At 53.9% G+C, this 26,736-nt stretch carries 24 protein-coding genes and 1 pseudogene; 12 read left to right on the forward strand and 13 right to left on the reverse strand.

Annotation, left to right across the window (positions count from 1 at the left end):
* Positions 1-235: 235 nt before the first annotated feature.
* From ACKPCT_RS11775 to ACKPCT_RS11785, 3 genes are all read right to left on the reverse strand, one after another.
* Positions 236-1,060 carry a mechanosensitive ion channel family protein gene (locus ACKPCT_RS11775; RefSeq protein WP_319569282.1) on the reverse strand — a complete coding sequence of 275 codons (825 nt, stop codon included), beginning with the start codon at positions 1,058-1,060 and terminating at the stop codon, positions 236-238.
* Between the two features lie 325 nt (positions 1,061-1,385).
* The gene (locus tag ACKPCT_RS11780) at positions 1,386-2,048 is read right to left on the reverse strand and encodes a DNA-3-methyladenine glycosylase I (protein WP_090070871.1); all 663 of its coding nucleotides are present in this window, start codon (positions 2,046-2,048) and stop codon (positions 1,386-1,388) included.
* A 413-nt stretch (positions 2,049-2,461) separates the two neighbouring features.
* Positions 2,462-3,187: a protein phosphatase CheZ gene (locus ACKPCT_RS11785; protein ID WP_090070873.1), complete on the reverse strand. Its 726-nt coding sequence runs from the start codon at positions 3,185-3,187 to the stop codon at positions 2,462-2,464.
* A gap of 553 nt (positions 3,188-3,740) precedes the next feature.
* Here ACKPCT_RS11785 and ACKPCT_RS11790 point away from each other — a divergent pair.
* Both ACKPCT_RS11790 and ACKPCT_RS11795 read left to right on the forward strand, forming a co-directional pair.
* The gene (locus ACKPCT_RS11790; RefSeq protein ID WP_319569283.1) at positions 3,741-4,490 is read left to right on the forward strand and encodes a DUF2927 domain-containing protein; all 750 of its coding nucleotides are present in this window, start codon (positions 3,741-3,743) and stop codon (positions 4,488-4,490) included.
* A 405-nt stretch (positions 4,491-4,895) separates the two neighbouring features.
* The gene (locus ACKPCT_RS11795; protein ID WP_319569284.1) at positions 4,896-5,612 is read left to right on the forward strand and encodes a L,D-transpeptidase; all 717 of its coding nucleotides are present in this window, start codon (positions 4,896-4,898) and stop codon (positions 5,610-5,612) included.
* 193 nt (positions 5,613-5,805) lie between these two features.
* On the opposite strand, the gene ACKPCT_RS11800 is transcribed toward ACKPCT_RS11795, so the two are convergent.
* Positions 5,806-6,417: a LysE family translocator gene (locus tag ACKPCT_RS11800; protein ID WP_319569285.1), complete on the reverse strand. Its 612-nt coding sequence runs from the start codon at positions 6,415-6,417 to the stop codon at positions 5,806-5,808.
* A gap of 180 nt (positions 6,418-6,597) precedes the next feature.
* Here ACKPCT_RS11800 and ACKPCT_RS11805 point away from each other — a divergent pair, with 180 nt between their 5' ends.
* Entirely contained in the window at positions 6,598-8,004 is a 1,407-nt protein-coding gene (locus ACKPCT_RS11805; protein ID WP_319569286.1) for an aminotransferase-like domain-containing protein, read from the forward strand.
* On the opposite strand, the gene ACKPCT_RS11810 is transcribed toward ACKPCT_RS11805, so the two are convergent.
* Complete coding sequence (locus ACKPCT_RS11810) at positions 8,001-9,308, reverse strand: GGDEF domain-containing protein (RefSeq protein WP_090070884.1); 1,308 nt, start codon at positions 9,306-9,308, stop codon at positions 8,001-8,003. The two genes, ACKPCT_RS11805 and ACKPCT_RS11810, sit on opposite strands and share 4 nt — an antisense overlap.
* Positions 9,309-9,815: 507 nt before the next feature.
* On the opposite strand from ACKPCT_RS11810, the gene ACKPCT_RS11815 reads away from it, so the two are divergent.
* A complete protein-coding gene (locus ACKPCT_RS11815; protein ID WP_090070886.1) occupies positions 9,816-10,217 on the forward strand; it encodes a c-type cytochrome in 402 nt (133 codons plus the stop codon).
* Positions 10,218-10,328: 111 nt separating this feature from the next.
* On the opposite strand, the gene ACKPCT_RS11820 is transcribed toward ACKPCT_RS11815, so the two are convergent.
* Positions 10,329-10,907, reverse strand: coding sequence for a GNAT family N-acetyltransferase (locus ACKPCT_RS11820; RefSeq protein ID WP_319569287.1), 579 nt, complete (start codon positions 10,905-10,907; stop codon positions 10,329-10,331).
* A 979-nt stretch (positions 10,908-11,886) separates the two neighbouring features.
* Between ACKPCT_RS11820 and ACKPCT_RS11825 the strand changes: the two genes are divergently transcribed.
* From ACKPCT_RS11825 to ACKPCT_RS11835, 3 genes are read left to right on the forward strand one after another with little or no spacing between them, the layout of a single operon-like run.
* Positions 11,887-12,726, forward strand: a complete 840-nt coding sequence (locus tag ACKPCT_RS11825) for a (Fe-S)-binding protein (RefSeq protein WP_319569288.1) — start codon at positions 11,887-11,889, stop codon at positions 12,724-12,726.
* Between the two features lie 14 nt (positions 12,727-12,740).
* Positions 12,741-14,186: a LutB/LldF family L-lactate oxidation iron-sulfur protein gene (locus tag ACKPCT_RS11830; protein ID WP_319569289.1), complete on the forward strand. Its 1,446-nt coding sequence runs from the start codon at positions 12,741-12,743 to the stop codon at positions 14,184-14,186.
* Positions 14,183-14,890 carry a LutC/YkgG family protein gene (locus ACKPCT_RS11835; protein WP_090070899.1) on the forward strand — a complete coding sequence of 236 codons (708 nt, stop codon included), beginning with the start codon at positions 14,183-14,185 and terminating at the stop codon, positions 14,888-14,890. Before ACKPCT_RS11830 ends, ACKPCT_RS11835 begins: the two co-directional genes overlap by 4 nt.
* 200 nt (positions 14,891-15,090) lie before the next feature.
* Here the strand turns inward: ACKPCT_RS11835 and ACKPCT_RS11840 are convergent, their stop codons facing one another.
* Complete coding sequence (locus tag ACKPCT_RS11840) at positions 15,091-15,456, reverse strand: DUF1127 domain-containing protein (protein ID WP_319569290.1); 366 nt, start codon at positions 15,454-15,456, stop codon at positions 15,091-15,093.
* Positions 15,457-15,871: 415 nt separating this feature from the next.
* Between ACKPCT_RS11840 and ACKPCT_RS11845 the strand changes: the two genes are divergently transcribed.
* Positions 15,872-16,762, forward strand: a complete 891-nt coding sequence (locus tag ACKPCT_RS11845) for a LysR substrate-binding domain-containing protein (RefSeq protein ID WP_090071296.1) — start codon at positions 15,872-15,874, stop codon at positions 16,760-16,762.
* Between the two features lie 66 nt (positions 16,763-16,828).
* A complete protein-coding gene (locus tag ACKPCT_RS11850; protein ID WP_319569291.1) occupies positions 16,829-17,284 on the forward strand; it encodes a hypothetical protein in 456 nt (151 codons plus the stop codon).
* Positions 17,285-17,332: 48 nt separating this feature from the next.
* On the opposite strand, the gene ACKPCT_RS11855 is transcribed toward ACKPCT_RS11850, so the two are convergent.
* Positions 17,333-18,295 carry a DMT family transporter gene (locus ACKPCT_RS11855; RefSeq protein WP_319569292.1) on the reverse strand — a complete coding sequence of 321 codons (963 nt, stop codon included), beginning with the start codon at positions 18,293-18,295 and terminating at the stop codon, positions 17,333-17,335.
* Positions 18,296-18,937: 642 nt separating this feature from the next.
* Between ACKPCT_RS11855 and ACKPCT_RS11860 the strand changes: the two genes are divergently transcribed.
* Positions 18,938-19,015: a BA14K family protein gene (locus ACKPCT_RS11860; protein WP_244544649.1), complete on the forward strand. Its 78-nt coding sequence runs from the start codon at positions 18,938-18,940 to the stop codon at positions 19,013-19,015.
* 170 nt (positions 19,016-19,185) lie between these two features.
* Here ACKPCT_RS11860 and ACKPCT_RS11865 read toward each other — a convergent pair whose 3' ends face one another.
* A complete protein-coding gene (locus ACKPCT_RS11865) occupies positions 19,186-19,653 on the reverse strand; it encodes a TetR/AcrR family transcriptional regulator (protein ID WP_175527986.1) in 468 nt (155 codons plus the stop codon).
* A gap of 305 nt (positions 19,654-19,958) precedes the next feature.
* Between ACKPCT_RS11865 and ACKPCT_RS11870 the strand changes: the two are divergent.
* Together ACKPCT_RS11870 and ACKPCT_RS11875 are read left to right on the forward strand one after the other, a co-directional pair.
* Positions 19,959-20,776: pseudogene (locus tag ACKPCT_RS11870) on the forward strand (oxidoreductase).
* A 579-nt stretch (positions 20,777-21,355) separates the two neighbouring features.
* A complete protein-coding gene (locus tag ACKPCT_RS11875) occupies positions 21,356-22,378 on the forward strand; it encodes a lipocalin-like domain-containing protein (RefSeq protein ID WP_090070912.1) in 1,023 nt (340 codons plus the stop codon).
* 112 nt (positions 22,379-22,490) lie between these two features.
* Here the strand turns inward: ACKPCT_RS11875 and ACKPCT_RS11880 are convergent, their stop codons facing one another.
* From ACKPCT_RS11880 to ACKPCT_RS11895, 4 genes are all read right to left on the reverse strand, one after another.
* Entirely contained in the window at positions 22,491-22,865 is a 375-nt protein-coding gene (locus ACKPCT_RS11880) for a hypothetical protein (protein WP_090070914.1), read from the reverse strand.
* 223 nt (positions 22,866-23,088) lie between these two features.
* Positions 23,089-24,468 (reverse strand): glutamate--cysteine ligase, encoded by a 1,380-nt coding sequence (locus ACKPCT_RS11885; protein WP_090070915.1) that lies wholly within the window; start codon positions 24,466-24,468, stop codon positions 23,089-23,091.
* 138 nt (positions 24,469-24,606) lie between these two features.
* Positions 24,607-25,587: a DMT family transporter gene (locus ACKPCT_RS11890; RefSeq protein WP_175527987.1), complete on the reverse strand. Its 981-nt coding sequence runs from the start codon at positions 25,585-25,587 to the stop codon at positions 24,607-24,609.
* Positions 25,588-25,868: 281 nt separating this feature from the next.
* A complete protein-coding gene (locus ACKPCT_RS11895; RefSeq protein ID WP_319569293.1) occupies positions 25,869-26,552 on the reverse strand; it encodes a LysE family translocator in 684 nt (227 codons plus the stop codon).
* Positions 26,553-26,736 lie beyond the last annotated feature (184 nt).

A 26,736-nucleotide genomic window follows, 5' to 3' on the forward strand; every position in this document is an offset into this window, starting at 1 on the left:
TTGGCCTCAGTTGAGCAGGAAACTTCACGTAAATGACATCAAAAATGGCATGCAAGGGTCAGCTTCGGGCAAATTGGGCAAAAGTCGCCCATTAAGAACAGACATAAAGCCAATAACGCGGACAAAATCGCACTGGATTCCCCCTGCTTTGCCACCTCCATTCAAAGCCACCTTCGTTCAAAGAAAAAGGGCAGCCCATGCCGCCCTTTGTTTTTCCTTGCCTCAAAAGCCAAAATCAGGCTTCGTCTTTCTCGTTCCTGTTGACGGAAATGATCTGAGTATGCGGATACGGAATGTCGATGCCCTGCTCATCGAAGGCTTCCTTGACGGCCTTCAGCATATCGAATTTGAGCGCCCAATAGTCCGCAGCATCACACCACAGACGTGTGGTGATATCGACCGAAGAATCGCCCAGATTGGTCACGGCCACCCATGGTTCCGGCACCTTCTGAACGCGCATGTCTGCATTGGCCAGATCCAGAATAATCTGCATCGCCTTGTCTGCGCTGTTGGAATAATCGATGCCGAAGGTCAGATCGACGCGGCGTGTGGTTTGCGCCGAGTAGTTGGTAATGATAGAGCCCCATGCCTTAGAGTTGGGCATGATGATCTGCACATTGTCCGGCGTCACCATATAGGTCACGAACAGATCTACGGACTGGACGGTGCCGGAGGTGCCACCAACATTGACATAATCCCCCAGTTTATAGGGACGGAAAATGATCAGCATGACGCCGGAAGCCACGTCACTGAGGGTGCCTTGCAAGGCCAGACCAATGGCCAGAGACGCAGCACCGAGCACCGCGACAAGGCTGGTCGCCTGAAAGCCGAATAGCTGCAACACCGCAATAACAACAATCGTCAGAATGGCCCAACGCGCCATGGAGGCGGCAAAATTGCCCAGCGTATCGTCGACCTTCTCAAGCGGTGTTATACGATTGCGAATGAAGCGTGCAACCATTCCAGCGACAATATAGCCGACAACAAGAAACAGAATGGCCTTGGAAACATTGATAATGAGCGGCGTATAGGCCCCTAATTGTTCTGAAATTGCGTTCATTTTATCCTCTCGGGAATGAATTAAACTCTTGTCTTTGCGCGAAAGGCCATGGTCCCATGCTCTTCGCCCGAGCAACCGTGACCGCTTCCAGCTCACTGATACGACAAACAATCAAAAAAAGCCGATGCGATACTTTAGCACGGAAAGAATATCTATTGGCAACCGATTTGGACGCAGCAATACGCAAAAGATCTGGTCACGGAAGCAAGTAGACCTATGTCATTTTGCTCGCACCCTCAACAATCAAGACTTCAGAACGAGAATGGTTCCAAACTATTTGCACATATTTGTGGCTGGCAACCGTCCGCCGGCCTTTTGGCGTGGATCACTTCGCCTGAGGGCGCTCAAATGCATCACGCAGAGCCTCCACCTCATCGCGACAACAGCAGCCCTCAAGATGATCGTTGACCAGCCCCATGGCCTGCATGAAAGCATAAACGGTGGTCGGACCAACAAAGGACCAGCCGCGCTTTTTGAGATCCTTGGAAATGCGCGTTGACACATCCGTCTTGCCCAAGGGGCCCAAGCTTGCAAAATCGCACCGCTCGGGACGATCTTCCGTCCCCGGCTCATGGGCCCAGAAATAGGCTGCCAGAGACCCGAACTCGGACTGCAAGTCTCGCGCCCTTCTGGCGTTGTTGATGGTGCTCTCGATCTTCTTGCGATGACGTACGATGCCTGCATCGGCCAGACAGCGTTCAATGTCCGTTTCGGTAAAGGCAGCCACCTTGTCTATCTCGAAATTGGCGAAGGCGGCGCGAAAATTCTCGCGCTTTCTCAGGATCGTGTACCAGCTGAGGCCAGACTGGAAGCCTTCAAGGCAGATCTTCTCAAACAGGGTTCTATCGTCTTTGACCGGTCGTCCCCATTCCGTGTCGTGATAGGCCAAATAATCAGGCTTGCCCCCATGCCACCAGCAGCGGGCCTTGCCATCCTCTCCGACCAATAGGCCTTCCACTGGCTCGAAATCGGGCTTGTCGTCAGTCATCGGTCTGCCTCCACGCAAAACGTTCTGTATTTGTTCCATACACAACCAACAACGACAAGTCAAAAGAAAAGCCCACCACGTGAGCTTCGCAGGCAGGCTTTGGAATTTTCAGGCTATCGGTGCCTCGATGAGGCACCTGTCGCTGTGAGACCAGTCTATGCCGGAACACTGTACGCTTTTTGCTTACGCAAAATTCGGGGCAAAGAGGCTCTCGTCTTCAGGCTATCGGTGCCTCGGCGAGGCACCTGTCGCTGTGAGACCAGTCTATGCCGGAACACTGTACGCTTTTTGATTGCGCAAAAATCGGGGTAAAGATGCCCGTGTCTTCAGGCTATCGGTGCCTCGGTGAGGCACCTGTCGCTGTGAGACCAGTCTATGCCGGAACACTGTACGCTTTTTGCTTGCGCAAAAAGCTAGTCGAACAAGGCGTCGATGTCGTCCTGGCTGGCAACGCCATCTTCGTTGGCCAGAGCCGGACCGTTGAGCAGAGCCGCATCGCCGGTCTTTTCCAGTGGATTGTCCACCTCGATTTCCTGAAATTGCTCGATGCCGCCCCAGATATCCATCATGGACACGATGCGTTCCTCGATGAAACGCAACACATTGACCACTTTGGTGATGCGCTGGCCGGTCAAATCCTGGAAGTTACAGGCTTCGAAAACAGCAATGACCGCATCCTGAATTTCGTGGGTCCACTGGTCTTCTTCGCCGGTCAGGGTTTTGGAAAGCTTGGAGGAGTTTTCGTCGATGACTTCGGCAGCCTCTAGGATCTGCTCGGTTGCCTGTTCTGTGCCAAACACGATGGCATCCAGTTCGTCGGTTACCCTGTTCATTTCTGCCGAATGCAGACCATTGACGTGCAGGGTGGCGATTTCGCGCTTGGTTTCGGCAATGGCCTCGTAGATCTCGTCCATTTCCTTTTTGATTTTGACCGCTTCGCTCAATTCAGAACGGAAGGTCTCAACCAGATTGCTATTCAATTCCTGAGCAGGTTCAACAAGCCTTTTCAGGGCTGCAAGCTCATCCATGATCTGTTGATGCTGTTCGCTCGAAAGGGAGCTGTTCGCCGCAATGGATCTGGGAGTCACTGCGTCGCCCAAGACCTGTTCAATCCGAAATGGTTTCGTAGCCAGCGCCATTCCAATCATACTCCCAAACTCAAATTACTCTTATTGTCTAAAGGGGCCGGAAAGCACAGATCGACACATACGGGTCATCGAAACGCAATCCAACAGGCACCAAGTCGAACAGACTTATTGGGAGCAACCATATCGGCGCTTCGTTAAAATTAGGTTTTTGAATGCAATTTAATTAAAGGCTTTTTCTCCGAAAGAAGCTTGCAGTATAATTGGCAAACTTGCCGCAATATAAATACGTACAAAAATGACCAAAACCACTTTTGTTTTTTATTTGTATTATCTTATCATCTTGCAGGCTATAAAGGCCTGCTTCCGGTTGCAGCTGGTTCCAAGACGCCCAGCGTGGTTTGGCGACCGCAAGTTTGTTGCTTTTGCTACTAGCTTGCAATTGACCTTTTCCAAGCGAGTGGCCATTGTATGGTCAGCCCTGCTACCGGGGCGCGGCGCACAGCGTCAATTGAAGCAATTGTTTATATTTCTCAAATTCTTGTCCCGGGTAGAGTGTAGACGCTGAATGCAGAAACCAAGCAACAAGTTACGGACCACAGCCCGCATGTCATGCAGGTTCATGGAACAGGTGCGCTTTCTTGCCGTTGTCTCTGTGTTTCTCGTCGGGGCAGCGCTGATGACCACGCCTGCCCATGCAGCGCATTATGATGACGATGAAGTAGCGCAAGGCTTTTACAAGACTGTGTTTGGCGCCGAGATCAAGGCGCTCAGTTGGGGCGGCCAGTCAAAAAGAGTCAAAAAATATGTGGCTCCGGTCAAGGTCTGGATCGACAACCGAGCCAGACTCAACCGGCTCAGAACTGTGCGCCGCTTTATCAAAAGCTTGCCCATCAGCATTCCCGGCCTTCAGGTGCGCATGGCCAACAATCGCAAAGACGCCAATTTCCATATATATGTGGTCGATTCTGCCGACTATGTGCGAACCGTGCAGGATGAAGTCTATAATGATCGCAGCATGGAGGTGCCCGGCCAGTGCATCGTTCGGGTTTTGTCTCGCCGTTCGGGCATTCTACGCTCGGATGCCGTGATCGTTTCCGATCAGGGACGCTCGGTTTTTCATCGCTGCATGGTGGAGGAGATTCTGCAAGGGCTGGGGCCGGTCAATGATGACAAGAGCCTTGTCCATTCGGTGTTCAATGACGAAAGCAGCTTCGACTATTTCACGCCATATGACCGTTTAATCCTCAATATGCTCTATAGTCCGCATCTGCGCCCGGGCATGACGCTCAAACAGGTCAAACCGATGACCCCTGACCTGCTGCTCTATGCTCGCAAGGTAACGGGTCTGCGCTAGGCGCTTTGTCCTCTCCCCTGTCAAAACCCCTTAAGCTTTAAAGCAATCTTGCCCTCTTTCGCGCAAGAAATGCGGCGCATGGCTCTCGTCATGGGCAAGACGGCCCCCTTGTCATTTTATGCAAATTGCATGGGTCTCGCCGAGACACGGACAGGATTCGCCGCATGAAGGCTGATCTTTGTCTTTTGTTAAGCATAAATGTAGTGCCGTCATATTTTATTAACCTTGAATCCAAACAGAACAACTATCAATTTCTCATTAACCTTTCTGATTAGTTTACCACGTAGAATAATTTTTAATAACAGAAGCAATTATTAAGTATACCTCATCAAAACCCAACGCTTCTGTTTTGAATGTGGCCCGAAGGCCGACAATGGCGTCAATTTCATATTGTGAGTTCTGTAAATGAAGCACCTGATTCTTACAGCTTGTACCGTTGTTCTTGGTCTTGGTGGCCTTGCGCAGTCGGTCTCCGCCAGTTCGGTGCGGTATGCCCCTCCTCCTCCTGTCATGTTGAGCCCGGATCAAATCCAGCCATGGGTGATGCAGCTGCGTCCCGGACGCATGAGTGCCCGCCCGGTGGATGCGCGCCCACGCATGAACCGCATCGCTTCCAAACCGGCTCGCCCGACCTATGAAGCATCGCGTAAAGTGGCGGCCAAACGCACCCGTGGCATAGATCCTCGCTTCCTGCCTACGGTGGTCGATTATCAGGGCCCGGAAAAACCGGGCACCATCATCATCAACACCAACGAACGCTATCTGTATCTGGTCAACAGGGATGGAACAGCGCGCCGCTATGGCGTTGGTGTTGGACGTCCCGGCTTTGAATGGGCCGGTACACACAAGGTTTCGCGCAAGGCTGAATGGCCCGGCTGGACACCGCCAGCCGAAATGCGTGCGCGTCAGCCCGGTTTGCCCAAATATATGGAAGGCGGCCCGCGCAATCCGCTCGGCGCTCGCGCGCTGTATCTTGGCTCGACGCTTTACAGAATTCATGGCTCCAACGAGCCATGGTCCATTGGTCATGCGGTCAGCTCTGGCTGTATCCGCATGCGCAATGAAGATGTCATGGACCTTTACGAACGAGTGCCGGTCGGCACATCGGTAAAGGTCCTTTAAGACCAGACTCTGTCAGGTGGCGCACAGGGGAATATTTTCAGTGCCATCTGCCACGCTTTGTTTTTGACTTGAGAGTGATCCGATTATGGATCCAACTTTAAGGGCTATCCTGAGGGATGGCCCTTTTTCTTTGGCATCATTTCATCTGCATGTATGATGGATGTAGCAGGCTTGAAGGTTTTTCCAAATGCACTCATGAGGCTCCCGTCTTGGCCCAGAGCGACCAAGCCGTGGTGCCCACCATCAGCACAGCCATGGCGGCGGTGAAGAGTTGGTATTTGCGCCCGTCCCCCAGAAACTGCATGACCTTTGCCCCCATAAAGCCCCAGAGCGAATGGAAGACCAGCCCTCCCATGGCAAAGCCACCGATGAGAATTGCGGTTTCATCGAGCAGCGATCCTGTAGGGTTGAAATAGAGCGAAAAGGCGATGCTATACATGGCCCATGTTTTGGGGCTGAGCGGATGGATTAAAATGCCCTCTGCAAAAGACAGATGAGCGGTGTCCTTCTTGTCCGCCTTGTGCATCGTCATAATGCGCCATGCCAGATAGAGCATATAGCCCATACTCAAGCCGCGGAAGATATTAGCAATCCAGCCGTCCTGCATCAGCAGGGCACCCAAGCCCAAAGCGACGCAAAGCCCCAGCATCGCAGCACCCAATATGGCTCCGCACAAAGGGCGAACCACCGCGCCAAAGCCAGCCTTTGCCCCCAGCGCCATGAATGTCAGATTGCCAGGCCCCGGCGTTCCGGACATGACGCATACAAACACGGCGAACGCCATTAATGTCGACCAATCAGCCAATTTGCCACCTGTCTCTTTTTTCTCTCGCCGCATTCATGGGCAAGAAATAGATACAATCAGTACAATTAAGAACACATACTTTGCCCAAAACTGAGCTTTTGTATCAATTGTTTTATTGTTACAGTGACAATTATTCTGGCGCACCGATCGCCGTCGGCGCCGAACAGGGAAGACATGATCATGAAGCAGCCCCTCTCCTGGCAACCGGACATTACAGGTCTGGTAGGCCCTCTCTATATTGCCCTCTCGGACATCATGGCGCGGGACATTGCAGATGGACGCCTCGCCGAAGGCACGCGCCTGCCTCCCCAGCGCGCGTTGGCATGGGCCCTTGGCGTAACCCATGGCACCATCACCCGTGTCTATGAGCGCGCCGAAAAGATGGGACTCGTGAAGGGAGAGATCGGGCGGGGAACCTTTGTCGCACCGCAAAACCGGCCCACCTCACCACTCATGCCAGAAGATGAAGTACTTTCAGAGCTGGATCTCGCTCATAATTTCCCCCTCTCCCATCTGGACCCGGATTTGGGCGCAGCCTTCGAGGCACTCTCCCGCCAAACGGGGATCGGGCGGGTGCTCAATTACACCCCCATTGAAGGGCTTGTGCGCCATAGGGAAGCCGGTCGGGACCTGTTTTCCTATTACAATATCGACGCGCCCGTTGATCGCATTTTGCTAACCTCGGGGGCGCAACATGCCTTGCAGGTTTTGTTGCAAGGCATTTTCAAGGATGGCGACATACTGGCGCTGGAAGCGCTGAGCTATCCCGGCCTGATCAATGCCGCACCGCGCCTTGGTGTCCGTCTGGCTCCCATTGGGGCAGACGCGGAAGGCATGAGCGCCGACCAACTGGACGCGCTTTGCAAGCGACGACCGGTGGCAGGTCTTTTCATCGGGCCCAACGTGCATAATCCCAGTGGGCGACCAACCTCTTCCAGGCGGCTTGATGAATTGGCCGATTGCGCCCGGCGTCATGATCTTTGGGTGATCGAGGACGACCCTTATTGCCCTGTTCTTTCTGCCCCCAATCAATCCATGTGGCACCGTGTGCCCGAGCGGACCTGCATTGTGGCATCGGCCTCCAAGATTCTCGGCGGAGGCCTGCGCACCGGCTTCATCTGTGCACCCCAATCGGTGCGCTCCTCGCTGCTGCGTGTTATCACGGACATTAGCTCCATGTCCTCGCCGATTGGGGCGGAACTGGTGCGGCACTGGATCGATAGTGGCGAGATAGAGAAGAACCGGCTACGCAAACAAGCGGCTCTGGCCGAGCGCCATGCCATTGCAAAAGCCATATTCGCGGACAATATTGAACTTTACCCGGATCGCTTCAGCGGTTGGCTTCATCTGCGAGAGGATCAGAATCCGGCGGTCTTTGAATTGGAAGCGGGCAGACGGGGCATGTCGGTGTTGGGCGCGCATCACTTTGTCGTCGGCTCCAGTCCGGTGCCTTCGGCCGTGCGTCTTGCTCTGGGAGCCATTCCCTCTCTAGTGCAATATGAGAAGGCCTTGCGGCTGTTGGATGATTTCAGGCAGGAGCGAGAAGCAATGCCGCATGCGGCCTTATCGGCAGAGCTTTATGCCTAAATGAAAGCGACCGAACGCAGGCGCTTTTCGTGATACATGCGAGCATCTGCAAGGGTCATCAGCGACGCGTAGGAGCCATCGCCCTCGAACAGGTGAACGATCCCGAGGCTGAGCCCCAGCCCCTTGAAACCGTGGCTATCGAGCTTTCTCTCAACATCGTTGACATAGAGGCGCAATTCATCGGAATCCAGATTGCCCGCGCGCGGGAAGACCTGCACCAGTTCGTCCCCCCCAAAGCGGAAGACACGGCTGTTGCTATCGATTTCCTGCAGGCTATCGGCAACGAGACGCAAGGCCCTGTCGCCTTCCCCATGGCCCAGAACATCGTTGACCCGCTTGAAGCCATCCAGATCGAGCAGCATAACAACGGAATTGCGCATGGCCCTGCTGTCAAACAGGGTTAGCACATCGGACTCTTCCTGCTCACGCTGCATTTCATCAAGGCACCCTTGCAAATAGCTTTCCAGAGCCCGCCGGTTGCCATGCCCGGTCACAACATCCGTGTTAGCATCAGCGACGGCCTTGCTCACCTTCTGGTGAGCGGAACTGACCTCGAAATAGGGACCATAGAGCACGGCCAGTTCCTTGAGCAGCGTGACGCTTTGGCTCATCTGGTTTGGCTCGGCTTCATCGGCCAGCAATGCGTAACCCACGCATTCATCGCGATGATTATGCATACTCATGCCGATCACATGGCCAATGCCATAGGCGGCGATTTCATCGCTATTGACGAAATGCGCCGAGAGATCTGCTGTCATCAACGGACTATGTTCACAGGGCTTGCTATCGGCAAAGCAATTGAGCGAAGGCAGGCGGTTCGCCTGAAGATGCTCTCCATCATAGCACAGATCAAACACAACGCTCCGGGTCTTGAAATCGAGGCTTCCAATGGCAACCCAGCGTGAGTTGACGTGATCGCGCAACACTTGCATTGCAGCGGAAGCCGCTGGCATGCCATCACGGATCGCATCAGAGAATTCCGCCCGCAAGGCCTTGATCTGCTTGCCCAGCTGATCGTCAAATTTCACAAGAATCAGCTTGCCCGAGCCATAGGCATAGCAATTGAAGCTCCAGCCTTCCATTTGAGAGCGGGAGACCAGTTTTTCGTGCCGACTTTTCTCGCAAATGCACTCATCGATCCCGACAAAACTCATGAGGCGGTTTTCCAGATGGTCCGGAAGACGCTTCATGGCCTTGTTTCGATAAAGTTCTTTGCCTGTAGGCCCCATGATCATGACGCCATCACTCAGGTCATCATAGATCGCGTAAAGGTCTCTTTCAGGCACGTTTGAACTAGCGTTCATATTTCCCGTCCCGTCGCACAATTCAGCCTCCGTTATAGGACAGAGATGATAAAATCTTCTTAAAACGCTATTTTCACTGCATTAATTCTTTTGCTCCGAAGAGAACAATAGGGATTAAACTTAATGATATACAAATTTTCCCGATAACATCCTTTGCTTTCAGGCCTTTTCCTTAGATTAACGCTGATTTGTATCATGCATGACAGCTTTTGGCGGATCGGTTATTCTACCCTCTTGCGATTCAAGGGGAATCCGTATTTCTTAGAAATGCTACAATCTGTCTCTTGCCAAATATTCAGAGAGCTGTAACCATTCAGTCTGTTTACTAGCCCTGCCTGGCAAGTCCGACCTTTGACTTTGGCGCATAGCTTAGTGAGACCAGCAGTGTGCCGATTTGCCCGGTTGATCAGAACAGGCTGTACGATATTTTGCTTATGTCGACCAGCAGTCACGCACGGACCTGAGGAGGGGAATGCTGGCTGCCAATCTTAGAAAGGGACCGCAAGTATGAAACGTTTGGTTGCTGTTGCCGGAATGTTCTTCCTTGCTTCCACTCTGGGCGCTTTCGCTGAAGGCGATGCTGCAAAGGGTGAGAAAGTATTCAAGAAATGCAAAGCCTGCCATCAGATCGGCGAAGGAGCTGAGAACAAGGTGGGGCCACAGCTCAACGGCGTTGTTGGCCGCGCAATTGGCTCCGTTGATGGCTACAAATATTCAGACGGCTATCTAGCCCTTGGCGAACAGGGCGAGGCCTGGGATGAAGAAAAGCTGATGGCTTATCTTCTGGACCCTAAAGATTTCCTCAAGGAAGCTGGTGTGAAAAGAAAATCCAAGATGACCTTCAAGCTGAAAAAGGAAGATCAGCGCGAAGACGTCATTGCCTATCTGAAGACATTTTCGGCCGAATAAGCTTTTTGTTTTGTGCTTTTCCCCTTTTAAACTCCAGAGGGGCAAAATACCAAACAAACCCGTTCAATCCCGGCATCCGTGCCGGGATTTTTTTGCGTAAACAGCCAAGCGCTAAACCGGGCGGATTGTCAATCGCGCCGAAAGCTTGGGCAGATCACTCCAGATCCAGCCTTTTTCGCGATAGGCGATGCGACCATGGTGGATTTCCACCCGTTTGGTAACCTCTTCAGCGCCCAGCTTGAGATAGAATTGCTCGGCGCGGATATGGCCACCGATCATCCAGACCCCGATACTCTTGCACCCTTTATTCATCATTGCATCGACGAGCGCGGCTAGAAGCGTCCGCCCGAACGTGCGGTGCTGGAAATCCGGGTGGATATAGAGAGCATAGAGCTCGCCATCGGCCTTGATTTCCTTGCCAGGGCGATCCCCCAGTCGCATCGGGCCAGCCAGACCATAGCCCACGAGCGTATCATCCAGCCATAGCAAGCGGGCTACAAGCCCGGCAGTCTCGTCGGCCAACCAATCGCGCCAATGGGGTACTTCATCTGCGGCATTCAAACCATCAAGACTGGCTTTGGGCATCAGCCCTTCATAGGCATCGCGCCAGCAGATCACTTTCAGCTCGGCAATGGCTTGGGCGTCTTCTGGAGTTGCAATAGACAGGGAGGTAGCCAACGATAAGGTCATGCGTGTTCTTTCAGACAGTCAAAAGGGAAAGATACGGAGTGGACTGTGCCCGCAAAATGCCAAAGAAAGCAACAGGGGCCATCAATTTACGCTTCGCCACCCTTGAAATCAGGTAAAGTCTTTCGTGAAATGGTCGGCGCCCGGGAATGAAGAGAGCCGAGGTGCGGAATAGCAAACCCTCAGCTCTCTTGCCTCCTCCATAGACCCTTTGCATCTCCTGCACATCGCCGTAAAGGGCGCATGCGGCCTCGCGCTTCACGCGCTTAATGGTCTGTTTGCAATCGGGGCAATTACTTGGCCATGCTCATGCTCACCCGCAAGGGGGAGCGCATACGACCTACGCACGTCATCATCCCAGAAAGAAACCCGGGCCTCTTTCTGCGGAACAAGAACAGCTTCGGCCAATGCCTTGACCGATACCATCACAAACTGCTCCGATTTTGCTCCACCATCTTTTCTCTTTCCGGCCCAAGACACAAGCCCTTTTTTGAATTCGTTCGCCTGTCAAATCCCGAAGGATTCCCGGAGCGGACCAGCAAGAAGCGAGCCCGACCTGGCAATGCAGCTTACCAGATTCCGCTTTAATCCATGGATTTTAGGAAGATATCCCGCAGGCATCTCTTCTGCCTTCTGCTGCAGAAACAGCCATCTCATTCCATAGTCGAGCTGTGAAAAAGGAAGAATGGCAGCCCTTGCCCTTTTTGCGGATAGGCCTCGCTTCGCAGCATCCTCCCAGTGGGAAAGGCGTATTTTTCAGTCAGAGGCCATTTTGGTGCTCTTGCGTATCTGTTCTTTTATCTCCAGACTGCCACCACACCAGTTTCCCGGAAAAGAGCTTCCCCTTGCGGGTAGCGCCTTGAGGTTCAAGGCAGCTCTTCTCTGACAGACAGCAAGGCCATAGATGCCTTGGGCCACTGCGATTGCGCCAATTGATTATCCGATTGATTGATAGCCCCGAGCGTTACAAAGACCGAGATCGATGAACCAGATTGAAATGAATTTCTCCGCCCCCTCCACGCCTGAACAGAAGAGGGATGGCTCCAGAGGCACGGATGTTTCCGGCAAGACTGTCGGTCTGTTTGTTACCTGCCTTGTGGATCTGTTCCGGCCAACAGTGGGGTTTGCTGCGGTCAAACTGTTGGAAGATGCCGGCTTTACGCTGGAAGTACCCAAAGACCAGACCTGCTGCGGACAACCTGCCTATAACTCGGGCGACAAGGACGATGCCAGGGCGTTGGCCAAACAGGTGATCCAAGCGTTCGAGGGCTATGATTATGTGGTCGCGCCATCCGGCTCCTGCGCGGGCATGATCCGCAAGCATTATCCATCCCTTCTCGCCGATGAGCCACAATGGGCAGACCGTGCAGCTTCGGTTGCAGGCAAGACCTATGAATTGGTCAGCTTTCTGGTGGATGTGGCCGGCATCGAGGGCGTGTCCTCCCATTTCACCGGCTCGGTCACCTATCATGACAGCTGCTCGGGTCTGCGAGAACTCGGCATCAAGGATCAGCCGCGCAAGCTTCTGGCGTCGGTTCCCGGTGTGGACCTCAAGGAGATGGTTGACAATGATGTCTGCTGCGGCTTTGGCGGCACCTTCAGTGTCAAGTATCCCGATATTTCAAACGCCATTGTCGGCAAGAAAACCGACAATATCACCAAGGCCGGAGCGGGCACCTTGCTTGCTGGCGACATGGGATGCCTGATGAATATGGCGGGCAAGCTCAAGCGCGACGGGTCGGCCATTCAGGTGCGCCATATTGCCGAAGTGCTGGCCGATATGGCCGATGGTCCGGCTATCGGCGAGAAATCCGGTCGCTAGAGGGAGGCGCATAGATGGAAATCAAGTCACGCGATTTCAAGAAGAATGCCAGCGACGCGCTTGCTGACGCCACTCTGCAAAAGGCCCTCAAGAATGTCGAGGCAGGCTTTATCGGCAAGCGGCAAGCCTCGGTTGATGCTCTGCCCGAGTTTGAGGATCTGCGCGATCTGGGGCGGGATATCAAGACACACACCCTCAAGCATCTGGATGTCTATCTGGAAGATTACGAGAAGAAAGTAACAGCCAGCGGCGGGCATGTGCATTGGGCGGAAACGGCTCAGGATGCCTGCGAGATCGTACGCGATATCTGCCATTCGGTCGGTGCGCGAACGATGACCAAGGGCAAATCGATGATCTCGGAGGAAATGCAGCTCAATGCCTTTCTCGAAGCCGATGGCATGGAAGTGACCGAGACCGACCTTGGCGAATATATCATTCAGCTGAGGGGGGAGCATCCCAGCCACATCATCGCGCCTGCGGTGCATGTGACCAAGGAGCAGGTAGAAGCAGACTTCCGCCGTGCTCACACCAATCTCGACCCGAACCGCAATCTGGATGATCCGGTCACCCTGCTTGGTGAAGCACGAGAGGTGTTGCGCGAGAAATATTTCGCAGCCGATGTCGGCATTACGGGCGCCAACTTTCTGGTGGCCGAAAGTGGCTCGTCGGTGATCGTGACCAATGAGGGCAATGGCGACCTAACACAGACTCTCAGTCGAGTGCATATCGTGCTGGCGTCCATCGAGAAAGTGATCCCGACCCTTAATGATCTGGATGTCTTCCTGCGCCTGTTGGCCCGCTCGGCCACAGGGCAGGAACAGAGCGTTTACACCACCCTTTCCACCGGACCGCGCCGGACGGAAGACCCTGACGGACCGGAAGAATATCATGTCGTGCTGCTGGACAATGGTCGCTCGGAAATGCTGGGCACGGATTTTGAAGAAATGCTGCGTTGCATCCGTTGCGGGGCCTGCATCAACCATTGCCCTGTCTATCATGCCGTGGGCGGCCATGCCTATGGCTGGGTCTATCCGGGGCCAATGGGGTCGGTTTTGACGCCATCCCTTGTCGGAGTGGACAAGGCAGGTCATCTACCCAATGCCTCAACGCTTTGCGGGCGCTGCGAAAGTGTCTGCCCGATGCGCATTCCCCTGCCCAAGATGCTGCGTCATTGGCGCGAGAGGGAATATGAGCGCCATCTCAACCCCACACCACAGCGTTGGGGACTCAAGGGCTGGGCCTATTTTGCCCGCCGCCCCAAGCTTTATCACCGCACCATGCGCATTGGCATGCGGGTGATGAAATATCTGGCACCACAAACAGCCCTGATGCGTCGCCTGCCCGCCGCCGGAGGATGGACCAAACATCGCGAGTTCCCCGCCCCTGAGGGCAAGACCTTCCAGCAGATGTGGGCGGAGCGTGAGGCCGAACGTGGGCAGACGAAGGGAGATGCGGCATGAGTGAGCGTCACGACAACAGCGCGGCCAAATCCGCCATCCTTGGCAAAATCCGCCGGTCTCTCGCCTCTGTCAGCGAAGGAGCCGACCCGAACCGCAATGAGGCGCGTCAAGAAGTGCAAGAGCGCCTCGCATCCAGACCAAAAGGCATTGTGCCCAAGCGTGCGCAGGTGGGCCATTATGAGAAAGTTGCCATGTTCATGGACTATGCCGAGCGTGTCTCATCGACCACGGCACGCATCGGCTCCTATGACGACTTGCCCGGTGCCATCACCCAATATTTGCGGGAGCATAACCTGCCCCAAGCCATCGTGATGGGAGAAGACCCGCGCCTCAAGGCGGTAAACTGGCGCACCGAACCACAGCTTGAACGCACCATTGGCCCCTCCGACGGTACAGACCTTGTGGGCGTCAATCACGCCATGGGCGGTGTGGCAGAAACCGGCACAGCCGTGCTCGCCTCGGGGCCAGACAACCCGACCACCATCAACTTCCTGCCAGAAAACCATATCATCGTGCTCGACGCCAACGACATAGCAGGCGATTATGAAAGCATTCACGACCAGTTGCGCGATATGAGCGGGGTGGCTCACATGCCGCGCGCGCTCAACATGATCACAGGCCCGTCACGCTCGGGAGATATCGAGCAGAAAATCATGCTCGGGGCTCACGGGCCGCGTGCCGTGCATGTGATTGTCATCGGCTAATGGATACGGCCTGACGAGAGGGATCGTCGAGGCGCCTCTGCAGCTCTGGCTGTGGCTCTTGTTTGCACTCGCTTCGAGACAAAAAAAGGCCCGCCTCAAGGGGCGGGCCAAGGATAACAGGGGTCTCAAGGAGGACCCCTGGCTGCTTAATCAAATGGGCGACCGCCTCGGGAGCTGCCGACGGTCAGGCAGTGCGGCTACTAGGCTCCCTCTGATCCGCAACAAACCGGCGTCTGTTTGATTGCGGTCAATTTCTCTGCCGGAAGTGGCTGTCTTTCTTCAATCACTGGCCGCGCCCAGCGTGCCAGCACTTCCAGTTCACGGGCATGAATCCGGCGTTTTGCGTCAAACGGATCGATCAGCATCGGATCCCTGTGAAGCGGCTGCGATGCTGCGGTGATCACATCTCCTCGCGTCAGGCCAATATCTGCCAAGGTGCGCTCATCCAGCTCCTGAAGACTCTTCAAGGCTGCACGGTTACGCATGATGGTCGCCCCCGCAGTCACAAGGCGTACAAGGCCGGCGATTGCCGATGAGAATGCAGAATTCAGAAATACTGTCAGCATGTCTTGTCTCCTTTGGCTTGGACTTCTTCTCCCCTCTCGCGATGCAGAACCATCGATTGAGGTTTGAACGAAGGCTGTTTCTCTGTGGCAATCGGGGCCGCAAGATTAGAAAAGCTCTCAGCCAAGACCACCATTTCAAATTTCAAAAGACGCTTGCAATGACCGGTAAAAGCCTAAGATACAGCCAACGGGCAAGTGTCCTTTGTTGTTGTAAACAACTATCGCAAAAAGAGAACAATAAATCCAACGAATGTTTTTTATGGAAACCATCTGAATTTTTGATGGATCTAAATCTGGATCAATGATAAATATTGATCAGACATATTGATCGCTTTTGCTTATGACCTTGCGCGCTGCGCGGAATGCCTTGGAGGCACATTCCAAGGGCACATACCAAGGCACATGGAGATTGCTGATGAACGCCCTTCTTGATCTGGACCAGCTTCGCACTTTCATTGCTATTGCCGAAACCGGCAGCTTCACCAAGGCTGCCGAGCAGGTCAACAAGACGCAGTCCGCCGTGTCCATGCAGATGCGCCGGCTGGAAGAACGGGTTGGACAAACGATCTTCGTGCGCGATGGCCGCCAGAGCCGCGTCACCGACACAGGTCTGCGTCTGTTGGACTATGCCAGGCGCATGCTGTCTTTGAATGCGGAGACCATTGCCGCCTTTTCCTCTGATGCCATGTCCGGCAAGGTTCGTCTCGGATTGCCTGACGACTATGCGCCCAGACTGTTGCCAACAGTTTTGGCCAGCTTTGCCACCACCCACCCAAACATAGAGATTGAAGTGGTGTGCGAGCAAAGCTCCTGCATCCATCGGCGTATTCAGGATGGGCGGCTGGATTTGGGCATTGTCACCCATGGCAATCGGACACAGGAACGCAATGGCCGCATCATTCGCTCGGAGCCTCTGTTGTGGGTTTCCTCCGCCCATCACTCCGTGCATTGTCAGGCGACCATTCCTCTGGCCCTTGGCACCAAGACCTGCACTTGGAGAGCCGCAGCCACCGAGGCTCTTTCCAAAGCCGGAAAGAAATATCGCATCGCCTATGTCAGTTCCTCGGCTGCGGCCCACACCGGCGCCGTGATGGCCGGTCTGGCGATCTCCGTGTTGCCGGAAAGCGCCCTCACCTCTGACATGCGGGTTCTGGGAGAACGGGAGGGCTTCCCCGAGATGAAGCATTGTGATATCGCCTTGTTACGCTCGGAGAATGCGCGAGACCGCATCCACAATGCGCTGGCCGCTCATATCGTCAATGCACTGGACAATGTTTCCGGCGGTGCTGCGTTGGCCGCAGAATAAGCCGGATAGCTCTGGTTTCGGGCCTTGGTTCCAGACTGTGGGGGACATATGAACGGGGATGCACTCATGCCAGACAAAGCGGCACGCGCTTTGATTATTTGCATGATGGCTGGGTTGTTGGCACTCGTTGATCGCAGCGCCTTTGCTGCTCCCCGCAGCAAAGCAACTCTTTATCTACTCAATCAACAGATCGAAGCGGGCTGCGAGAGCGGCGCGGGTCGCTTTCATCACCAAGGCGTCTTCGAGGTTGATCTGAACGGAGACGGCAAGCTGGATCTGGTGCTCTCCCATCAAGGGCTCCATTGCAAGGGCAGACTGGAGCGGAGCAGCTTGTGCGGCGCGCAGTTTTGCACGATCCTTGTTTATTACCGGCGGGGACAATTGCTCAAGAAACAGGATGAGTTTCTTGGCTATATCCTCAGTTTTCGCCCTTCCCCCGAGCCCGTATTCGACATTGCCGAAATGAATGGAAGGGTCGCCCAGTGGCATCCTCGCTCTGATGGAAGCCCGTGGCTTCACTGAAGCCTCATCGGCTGAAGCCGCTAGACGGGCTTTGCTCCAAGCGTTAGCCTATACGGCGGCTTGCTTGCTGCCACTTCGCATGACCAGAATATTGCCCGCGATGATTGCCGCCAATCCGATGAGCCCCCACAAAGACCATTGATAGCCCTCAAACAGGGTGGAGAGCATCAGCGCGACAACGGGGAATAGAACAGTAAGATAGCCAGCTCGCGCTGGTCCAATCGAGCTCAGCAGGGTCATATAGCCCCAAAAGGCCACCACAGAAGCCATGATGACCAGCCAGGCCATGGCAATCCAGTATTCTGCGCTCCAGTCCATGATGAAGGGCACATCAAGTACCAACGCCAGACAGAGAAGCCAGAGAGACCCGTAAGTCAGGCACCAGCAATTGGCACTGATGAGCGGTATGTCGAGTTTCCTGTTCGAGACAGACAGAATATTGCCGGTGCAGAAGAGCAGCGTCCCACCAAGACCAAAGCCCAGCCCATACAGCACCCCTTGGTCGCCAACGTTGGCGCTAATCTCGGGCCAGAAAATCAGCCCGATCCCGGATAATCCCAAAACCGTGCCCACCATGCCCAATTTCGTGGGGCGCATGCCAAGAAACAAAGCGCTGAGGATGATGTTGAAGAGACTGACCAGCGAGAAGATCACCGCCATCAGACCGGAGGCGATATAGCCTGCAGCGAAATAGAACATCACGAAGTTGGACGAAAACATGAAGATGCCCACCATTGCCAGACGCAGATGCACCTGCAATGGAAAGCGCAAGGGATATTTGCCCAGCAAGGCCCATAGGAAGGTAACGGCGGCGGCAAGTGTGAAGCGGTAGACGCCGGTGATCAGAGCGGGCACAATTTCGACCTGATGGGCCATGGCGATCCAACTGGTCCCCCAGACGACGATCATCATTCCATAAAGACCGATATCCTTGCTGGACATAGTGGAGGCCTTGGCGGATTCGCTAACCGAGGTTCCTGCCTGAGAAGGTGGAATGATTGCTGCGCTCATCTTGCTATCCTGAGAATGTGGCGCGAAGGATAGATCCTGCACCAAAACAGGAACGCAGATTATCAAATGGCCACAATGCAATCCAATGAGAATAGTTGCAGGACGCATCAAACATATTGATGCCCATATGGCAACGGCTCTCTCTTGTCATGTCCTTATCGACCAACGAGACTGGGTGCCCACCAGAGCTGCGGAGCCATTTATTTGAAAACAAAAATTAATTAACCGTTCCGCTTATAAAGTTGTGATACTCTCATAGTCTTCGCACGGACGTCGGTTGCCCGCCCTGCTACATAAATACGTCTCGACCAGAATGGTGAAAAGTGGGATAATGGCGCTAAGGCCTCGTACTGCGTTTTGCTCGCTTTGAGCTTTCATTCCACTCTTGCGACAGGAGTTACGATCATGAAACTCACGTATCTGGTCGCTTTGGCATTGATCTTCTCCGCGTTTGGCAGCTTTGCTCTTCCAACCACGGCAACAGCCCAGTTTGCGCCTCCACCGCCACGCAGCTGGAACCGCCCACCGCCCGTCAGGCGTTGGCGGCCTCCAGTCAGACGGTATTATCCACGCTGGCGTCCACGGCCAAGGGTCATCTATCGGCCACCACCACCGCGCTATTGCAACGTTCGCGCCTGCTCGATGCGGTATCGCAGCTTCCGCGCTTGGGATTGCACATTCCAACCGTATAATGGTCCGCGTCGTCGGTGCAGACTCTGAATGTGCCTAAACCGCATCAGGCAGGGTTATGACTGTCTTTGCTGCGGTTTTAGAGCTACTCAATGTGTCTTATCTCTCTTCCTCAGATGGCAACACATGATCCCCGGAACCAACGCTCCGGGGCAACGCCTGTTAATCGGGCACGCTCGTTTTCACCGCGTTTTTGCTTGCTATGAAATCGCCTTGACGATACGCGCCATGCCTACGGTGAACTCCTGCGGGCTTTCTGCGCGCAACAGGAGCCCTTTTGCACTGGCTGAAAGCGCAAAAACCTTGTCATCAGCCTGTTGCCTGCTGCTTGCCAATTCGCACTTAATCAGTAAACGCGCCATATTTGCATAAAGCAGCTCGTCTCCAGCATGCCCCTTATCCCGAAAGATTTCCAAAGCCCGCTCCAAAACCTCAGAGCCATGCGGTGTGCCGCGGATCATGGGCACGAAATCGCCTGCCCAACGATCAAAGGCCTCTATGATGCGCACCGGGCCTTGCTGGCTTTCATCATTCAAAGCGGCCATGGCAGCTGAATGCGCGTCTTGGGTCAGGGCCATGATGGCCCATTCAAAGACACCTTCCTTGGATTTGAATTTTTTGTAGATCGATTGGCGCGACAAGTCGGCAGCCTTTGCAATGTCTTCCATTGAGGCTTTTCGAAAGCCGTATTGGCAAAAGATCATCACTACTTCATTGACATTCATCACGGCTCTACCACATTAAAGTTACATAGTTGACATTTTTTATCCATTTTGTAAACTATGTATATTGATCCTTGACCGTACCCTCTTCGTTATTTCCTCTCAAGCCCTTTGGACATTTTGATATGAACGAACAGTCTATTTCACAAAACAAGATTGAAAATTGGCGAGAAGACCGCTTGCCGAACCTCTCCGGCAAGTGCTTTGTCATTACCGGCGGCAATTCCGGCATCGGCTTTGAGGCGGCCCAGATGCTCGGACGCAGAGGCGCCGACCTCATATTGGCTTGCCGGTCGACACAAAAGGCAGCCTCGGCACGCATGATGCTGGAGGCCACTTCCACCGGCACCATCAATCTGGTGACCCTTGACCTGGCGATCGCTCCAGCATCTGCAGGGCGTCTGATGGCGTGCGTGCGATCACGCAACGCATAGATGGTCTCATCAACAATGCGGGCATCATGCAGACACCAAAGTGTCAGACTGCAGATGGATTTGAATTACAGTTCGGCACCAACCATCTAGGGCATTTTCTCTGGACCAGTATGTTGTTGGATCGGGTGGAAGCGGCAGGCGGGCGCGTGGTTCAGGTCTCTTCCATCGCCCATCGTCTGGGGCGTATTCATTTTGGCGATTTGATGGGAGAAAAGAAATACTCCTCAACCAAGGCCTACGCACAAAGCAAGCTGGCCAATCTGATGTTTGCCTTTGAGCTGGATCGCCGGCTTGCCAAAGCGCAGAGCCCGGCCATCGCCATTGCCTGCCATCCGGGTTATTCCAACACCAATCTGCAAAGCAGCGGCCCGACAGGTCTGTTGAACATGATCTACAAGCCGCTCAATGCTCTTGTTGCTCAACCAAGCGCGTTAGGAGCAGTCCCTACCGTTTTGGCGGCCGCCGGTTTGGAAGCACAGCGAGGCGCCTATTATGGCCCGACCGGCTTTTTTGATATGCGCGGGCCTGTTTCGCTGAGCCACATCGCCCCGCATGCACTGGATCTGGAGCGCTCAGCGCGCTTGTGGGCCGAAAGTGAAAAGCTGCTTGGTATTTCTTTCTTGAGTCAAGACTAACTTATAAGAGCTACAATTTCAGGCCTACCACCATACTGGCATTCTTGCATTATTGTCCATTTTTATAGCATGAACACCAGTATTTTGCCTGTTGATATAGCAATCATTTATGCCAAAAACAGTACAAAATTAAAAATTGCTCACGTGACAATATTTCCCTTGACTAAACTACATAGTTAAGCGCTAACATATACTTGCAGGGTATCACGAGTCGAACTCTAACGACCAATGCACATCGCTTACAAAGTCAAGTGGCAATAATATTTATGACACATTGTTGTTTTACAAGCTGTAAGCAGAAGGCAAACCTTGAAAAATAAGCAGAACTGCTCAGGGAGGCAGTGCAAGGCGTGTTCGTACAAGTGTCGGCAATCCTTTTCGTCGTACCAGTTTCGCGCATGAGTCATCAGCTTCGATGTTAGGAGGACGTCGGAGACTTAGACAGGTCCCCGGATTTCTCGTGCGCTATTGAAAGCCAGCGAGACACCTTTTCCGAACCGCCCTTCAGCCAACCCTGGCGCTTCATCCAACCGCGGCAACTGCGTCGCAGACCGGAATTTGCTTAGAGGGAGGTCCTGTATGCAACTCAATAAGGCTCAAACAACCCAAGACATCACCTTTCACGCCCCCTACCGCGGCAAGATGGTGAAAAAATCCAATGCAAGCCTCGCCCATGACCTCGCTTGGCATGGTGGCCTGCATCCTCTGGAATCATGGCAATTCTCAACAAGCTTGCGTGGCGGCGGAAAGCATTTCAGTTTCCGAGTGCATCTGCTCATCATCCAGCAACGGGGCAGTGAGGCCCAGATTTCTGTCAGCATGTGCCTGATGGATCAGGACACAGGCTGGATTCGCGAGGTGGAGAATACTGTTCCTCTCAAGGACATCATGATCAGTGAGCAGTCTCTCAAATTCTCGACCCACGAGCTGGATATCTATGGCAGCGGCAACGAATTGACGATCAATGCCGAGCTTCCCGATGCATCCATCGAGCTCTCCGGCCATGTCAACGCGCCCATTCTGGTGAATAACGGGGAAGGCAATTTCCACTTCCTTGGAGCACAGCAGTATAAATTCGCCCTGCCAGCCATTCAGCTTTCCGGCAATGTCGAACTCATGGGAAAACCGCAAAGCGTAACCGGCGCCATGTGGCTCAATCGTCAGTTTGGTGCCTTGCCGCGTCGTTTCAGTCTGGACCGGAATTTGGAACAGCGTCAGTGGATCAATCTGTATCCGCAGCTCGACAACGGCATCCGGCTCAGTGTTTCGCAATTGTGGGATTTTGCTCGCAATCGACAGGATACCTGCTGCACGGTGGTGCTGCCTGATGGCACCCATATTGTCGAGAAAATTGATCCGCTGGAAATGAACGATTTCATGGACAGTCGCCTTTCGGGCCGTCGCTATCCGCGCCATGTGGTTCTTTCCCATGAACCTTTCGAAACTTGCCTGCAAATCAGCCTGCCCTACCAGCAGCGCGAGGTCGTTTCCAAGATTGGCAACCTGATCAAGTTTGACGGCAAAATCAATGTCAACGGCTATATGTATGGCGAGGAAGTCACCGGCGACGGCTTCGTGGAAATGGTTGGCCGCTGGCGCTAACACTTGATGAGCAAGATAGCCCACGCATCTTGTGCCTTCTGGCCTTGCTGTCATCGCTGATAGGGGCGTTTATAGCCTCTGTTCAGCGAACAGTCAGGGCGCGCTTTTGTGCCTAATACCAGCGCGGGCGATAAAAGACCGTCCGCTCGGGAATGGCTTCATCGTCACTACGGTAAATTTCATATTCCATGCATTTTGGGGTGTTGGCCTTGTCCACTTGCACCGCGGTGCATTCGGCGATGAAGATTTTGCCCTCATTCAGGGTAAAGCGGATGTCCTTGGCCGGATCGTTATCGAGTTCCGACACCTTGCCGAAATAGTTTTTTCCCTCAAAAATCACGAGATCATCAAGCTTTGGCCCGCCGGGATAAAACTGGATCTTGATTTTCGTACCGTCCGGCTTTTGTCCGCTTATCTTTGCAGGCACACAGGCTGTCAAAAAAACGAACGGCAGGACGGCAAGGGTCATTCGAATGGCAGCTTTCATGACATCTCCCCCTCTGACAGGTCGCGTTATCCTAGCACAGCCCCTCCTGCGCACCACAGGACAAATCGACTTGTGCAACGCTTCGTGGCAGGGATATGGCCCTGTCTGTGCCTTCGAGAATGTGTTTGCGTCTTGAAAACACATAAAGAAAGAGCGCTGTATTGACCCTCCTCTTGAGGGAAGCCCGGACAGCGCCCTTCACTATCGAAAAAACGATAGATGCTCAGTAAGCGAAATCTTCAAAAACGCGATTGATGTTACCGCCCCATTCGTTGTTATAGCGCATGAGCAGTTGATCAGACGGCGTCAGACCGAGCGTGACCGTTTCTTCCAAGGCAGCAAGATACTGGGTTTCATCGAAGCCGGCCCCATTGACCCGCGCTCGAGCAGCCAACCCCTTGCGGGCGATATCGACGACCTTCTTGCCCAGCTCCAGAACGGTTGTGTCACGGAACGGGGTTTTGAGGCCATGCGTGGCAACAGCGATGCGCAGGGCATCACGTTCCTCTGCCGTCCAGTCCTTGACCAGATCCCACGCCGCATCTAGCGACGATTGATCATAGAGCAGGCCAGTCCAAAGCGCCGGCAACGCACAAATGCGTCGCCATGGCCCTCCGTCTGCACCGCGCATTTCGATATAGCGTTTGAGGCGTACTTCGGGGAACACGGTGGTGAGATGGTCTTCCCAATCCTGCAGGGTCGGCTCGGTATCCGGCATCCCGTCCTTGCGCTTGCCGCCAAGATATTCGCGGAAGGTAAGACCGGTCATGTCATAATAGGTGTGGTCACGCGTGATAAAATACATCGGGACATCAAGCGCCCAGTCGACATATTGCTCATAGCCGAAGCCTTCTTCAAAGGCGAACGGCAACATGCCGGTGCGGTCCTTGTCGGTATCATGCCAGATCGCCCCGCGCAGGGATTGGTAGCCATTCTTGTGGCCATCAATGAAGGGCGAGTTGGCAAACAGCGCGGTCGCGATGGGCTGCAGAGCAAGGCCGACACGCATCTTCTGCACCATGTCCGCTTCGCTGGAGAAATCAAGATTGACCTGAATGGTGCAGGAACGGAACATCATGTCGAGCCCACGGCTGCCAACCTTGGGCATGTAATTCATCATGATGTCGTAGCGGCTTTTTGGCATCACTGGCACTTCATCTAGGTGCCATTTCGGTGACACGCCCAGACCAAGGAAACCGATGCCGAGTGGGTCTGCCACTTCGCGCAATTGCGCCAGGTGACGGTGCACTTCGCGGCAGGTCTGGTGGAGATTTTCCAGCGGTGCGCCAGACAGCTCGAACTGGCCACCCGGTTCAAGGGAAATAGCACCCCCTTCGATGGGGTCGACAAGTCCGATGATTTTTCCCTTGTCCTCGATGCGTTTCCAGCCCAGCAGGCCTTCCATGCCCAGCAGCAGGCGTTCGATTCCGCGCTCCCCCTCATAAGGGACGGGGGTAAAGCTGTCTTTGTAGAAAGTGAATTTCTCGTGCTCAGAGCCGATGCGCCATTTTTCCTTTGGCTTCTCCCCTGTCGAAATGGACTCAATCAGAGCGTTGCGGTCGTTAAGGGTCAGGGCTTCAGTTTTTGTTTGGGAAGCGGCCATGAAACAGGCTCCTTGAAATATGGCAAGCGTGACAATGCTTCTTCATATGTCACGTATTGTCAAATTAGGCATTCGAAACAGGGGTTACAATGGGTGAGCTGCGCTAGTTTTGAAAAATCTGTGCAAGCAGCCCCCCGATCAGATAATCTCTTCAGCAGGCAACTCGATGGCGGATTGTCTGCGGCTCTCATTTAAGGCCTTCTGCTCACGGTAGATGATGTAGAGCCCGGCGGCAACGGTCACTGCAATGCCCCAGGCTGCGAGACTATTGGGCAGATCGGAAAAGATGAGCCATCCGATAAAGGTGGCAAAGGGAATTTCCAGATATTGCATCGGCGCCAGAGTGGCAGAGGGAGCCAGATGAACCGCCGCAGTCATCAACAGATGTCCGAGCGAGCCGATCACCCCGGCACCAACCAGAAACAGCCATTCCTCGCGAGAAGGCGATTTCAGATCAAACGCTTCAAAGCCGTCGCCATTGAGCAGCAGAATGGGCACGGCGACAATCACAAGAGCGATGACAGCGGACAGGACCTGAACCGTGACAGGATCGATCCCCCGGCTTGTCTGACGCGTTGCGAGCATGAAAATCACGAATGTGAAGGCGACGCCAACAGGCCATAGAGCATTCAATCCCACTTCCATGAAATTGGGTTGAACCACCATCAACGTACCGGCAAAACCGACAAGAGCCGCCATAATGCGATGGGGACCAACGACCTCCTTCATGACCACATGACCAACCAGCAACATCAGGATCGGATAGATGAAGCAAATGGCTGTTGTATCCGCCAGCGGCATATACATGAGGCCAATATAGATGAAGGCAATCCCGGAAATCTGCATCACCGCGCGGATCAGAAGCCGCCACCAGATATAGGAAGACAAACGGAAGATATGGCCGATGGTTCGTTGCCTGATCAGCATGATGGCCCCCATGAACAGGAACTGAAGACTGAAGCGCACCACAATCACCGTAAGCACCGGCACAGTTTCTCCCAACAGCTTCAGACAGGCATCGCTGAAGGGAATCAGCATGCAGAAGAGCACCATAAGGAGAATACCCAGAACGGGATTATCCCCTTCGAAACTGGCAGTTTTGGGTGTACTGGCAGACATGCTCTCGGCCTCACTACAGCAATTGGGACATTATTCGGAGCAAGCCTTGAGCGAAGACGCAGCTTGCTCCCGATCAGATTAATGAAAGAAAATCTCGGAAAATACCAAATGCCTGACCGAATTTCTGTTCCGATCAGGCAGTGTCGTTACAGAACTCCCCTACAGTATGGTGCGCAATGCAACAAATGAAACTTATTGATCAATCACACAGTGTCTGTGATGGATCGAACCAAACAGCTTCATTCGCCTGCCTCCACTCCATGCAGGGCGGGGAAGAAGGGCTAATCCGTAAGGGCCAATTTGGCTCCAAGGCTCACAAGCAGGCCGCCAAAGGCGCGATCCAGCCATAAAGCAACGGTCTTGTTATTGCGCAGATAGGTACCCAAAGGGGCGGCCAGCATGATGAAGCCCGCCTCAATGACCAGCCCGACACCAATGACGATGGCACCAAGCAGAACGGTATCCAGAAATATCTGATGCCCATTGAGCGTGCCATCATGCGGGATGAACTGGGGTAGAAAAGCGAGGAAAAACAGAGCGACCTTGGGATTGAGTACATCAATCAGCACGCCCTGACGATAGGCTACCCAGGCCGAAAGCTGCTTTTTCGGCTTGGCCTCTGTCGGCAGAACGCTCTCACGTGAAAAGAGTGCCTTGGCCCCGAGCCATACCAGATAGCCCGCGCCCACATATTTGACGATCATGAAGGCCGTGGCAGAGGTTGCCAAAATGGCAGACACCCCAAGGGCTGCGGCCATGACATGCACCAAGGCACCAGAACAAACGCCGAGCGAGGCTGCAAATCCGATTTTTCGACCGTGCCCCAATGTGCGCGACAGAATGAAAATAAGATCTGGCCCCGGCGCTAAATTGAGCATCAGGCAGGCAACAAGAAACAGGCCCCAGGCCTCGGCGGACATGAACATGATCGAACGGCTTTCTGGATCGCCAGTTTGATGGTTCACTCAAACCGGCTCTTGGATCGTGCTGAAAAAGAAAATACTGGCCTGGTTGGCCAGCCTTTCATTGGAAAGTGAAATGAGCCTAGCCCCATAGGGCAAAGGAAACAACCCTCAAGCACAGCGGCAAATCGGCAACCCTGACGCATGGTCTGGCATGCCCATCAACCCAACTGCTTTGCCCGGTTCG

The sequence above is a fragment of the Cohaesibacter marisflavi genome (assembly GCF_963665895.2).
GTDB lineage: Bacteria > Pseudomonadota > Alphaproteobacteria > Rhizobiales > Cohaesibacteraceae > Cohaesibacter > Cohaesibacter marisflavi.

Excerpts from the sequence above, each read along its gene's own strand:
- ACKPCT_RS11775 (WP_319569282.1), bottom strand. The coding sequence starts at position 1,060 with ATGAACGCAATTTCAGAACAATTAGGGGCCTATACGCCGCTCATTATC.
- ACKPCT_RS11780 (WP_090070871.1), bottom strand. The coding sequence starts at position 2,048 with ATGACTGACGACAAGCCCGATTTCGAGCCAGTGGAAGGCCTATTGGTC.
- ACKPCT_RS11785 (WP_090070873.1), bottom strand. The coding sequence starts at position 3,187 with ATGGCGCTGGCTACGAAACCATTTCGGATTGAACAGGTCTTGGGCGAC.
- ACKPCT_RS11790 (WP_319569283.1), top strand. The coding sequence starts at position 3,741 with ATGTCATGCAGGTTCATGGAACAGGTGCGCTTTCTTGCCGTTGTCTCT.
- ACKPCT_RS11795 (WP_319569284.1), top strand. The coding sequence starts at position 4,896 with ATGAAGCACCTGATTCTTACAGCTTGTACCGTTGTTCTTGGTCTTGGT.
- ACKPCT_RS11805 (WP_319569286.1), top strand. The coding sequence starts at position 6,598 with ATGAAGCAGCCCCTCTCCTGGCAACCGGACATTACAGGTCTGGTAGGC.
- ACKPCT_RS11810 (WP_090070884.1), bottom strand. The coding sequence starts at position 9,308 with ATGAACGCTAGTTCAAACGTGCCTGAAAGAGACCTTTACGCGATCTAT.
- ACKPCT_RS11815 (WP_090070886.1), top strand. The coding sequence starts at position 9,816 with ATGAAACGTTTGGTTGCTGTTGCCGGAATGTTCTTCCTTGCTTCCACT.
- ACKPCT_RS11820 (WP_319569287.1), bottom strand. The coding sequence starts at position 10,907 with ATGACCTTATCGTTGGCTACCTCCCTGTCTATTGCAACTCCAGAAGAC.
- ACKPCT_RS11825 (WP_319569288.1), top strand. The coding sequence starts at position 11,887 with ATGAACCAGATTGAAATGAATTTCTCCGCCCCCTCCACGCCTGAACAG.
- ACKPCT_RS11830 (WP_319569289.1), top strand. The coding sequence starts at position 12,741 with ATGGAAATCAAGTCACGCGATTTCAAGAAGAATGCCAGCGACGCGCTT.
- ACKPCT_RS11835 (WP_090070899.1), top strand. The coding sequence starts at position 14,183 with ATGAGTGAGCGTCACGACAACAGCGCGGCCAAATCCGCCATCCTTGGC.
- ACKPCT_RS11840 (WP_319569290.1), bottom strand. The coding sequence starts at position 15,456 with ATGCTGACAGTATTTCTGAATTCTGCATTCTCATCGGCAATCGCCGGC.
- ACKPCT_RS11845 (WP_090071296.1), top strand. The coding sequence starts at position 15,872 with ATGAACGCCCTTCTTGATCTGGACCAGCTTCGCACTTTCATTGCTATT.
- ACKPCT_RS11850 (WP_319569291.1), top strand. The coding sequence starts at position 16,829 with ATGCCAGACAAAGCGGCACGCGCTTTGATTATTTGCATGATGGCTGGG.
- ACKPCT_RS11855 (WP_319569292.1), bottom strand. The coding sequence starts at position 18,295 with ATGAGCGCAGCAATCATTCCACCTTCTCAGGCAGGAACCTCGGTTAGC.
- ACKPCT_RS11860 (WP_244544649.1), top strand. The coding sequence starts at position 18,938 with ATGCGGTATCGCAGCTTCCGCGCTTGGGATTGCACATTCCAACCGTAT.
- ACKPCT_RS11865 (WP_175527986.1), bottom strand. The coding sequence starts at position 19,653 with ATGGAAGACATTGCAAAGGCTGCCGACTTGTCGCGCCAATCGATCTAC.
- ACKPCT_RS11875 (WP_090070912.1), top strand. The coding sequence starts at position 21,356 with ATGCAACTCAATAAGGCTCAAACAACCCAAGACATCACCTTTCACGCC.
- ACKPCT_RS11880 (WP_090070914.1), bottom strand. The coding sequence starts at position 22,865 with ATGAAAGCTGCCATTCGAATGACCCTTGCCGTCCTGCCGTTCGTTTTT.
- ACKPCT_RS11885 (WP_090070915.1), bottom strand. The coding sequence starts at position 24,468 with ATGGCCGCTTCCCAAACAAAAACTGAAGCCCTGACCCTTAACGACCGC.
- ACKPCT_RS11890 (WP_175527987.1), bottom strand. The coding sequence starts at position 25,587 with ATGTCTGCCAGTACACCCAAAACTGCCAGTTTCGAAGGGGATAATCCC.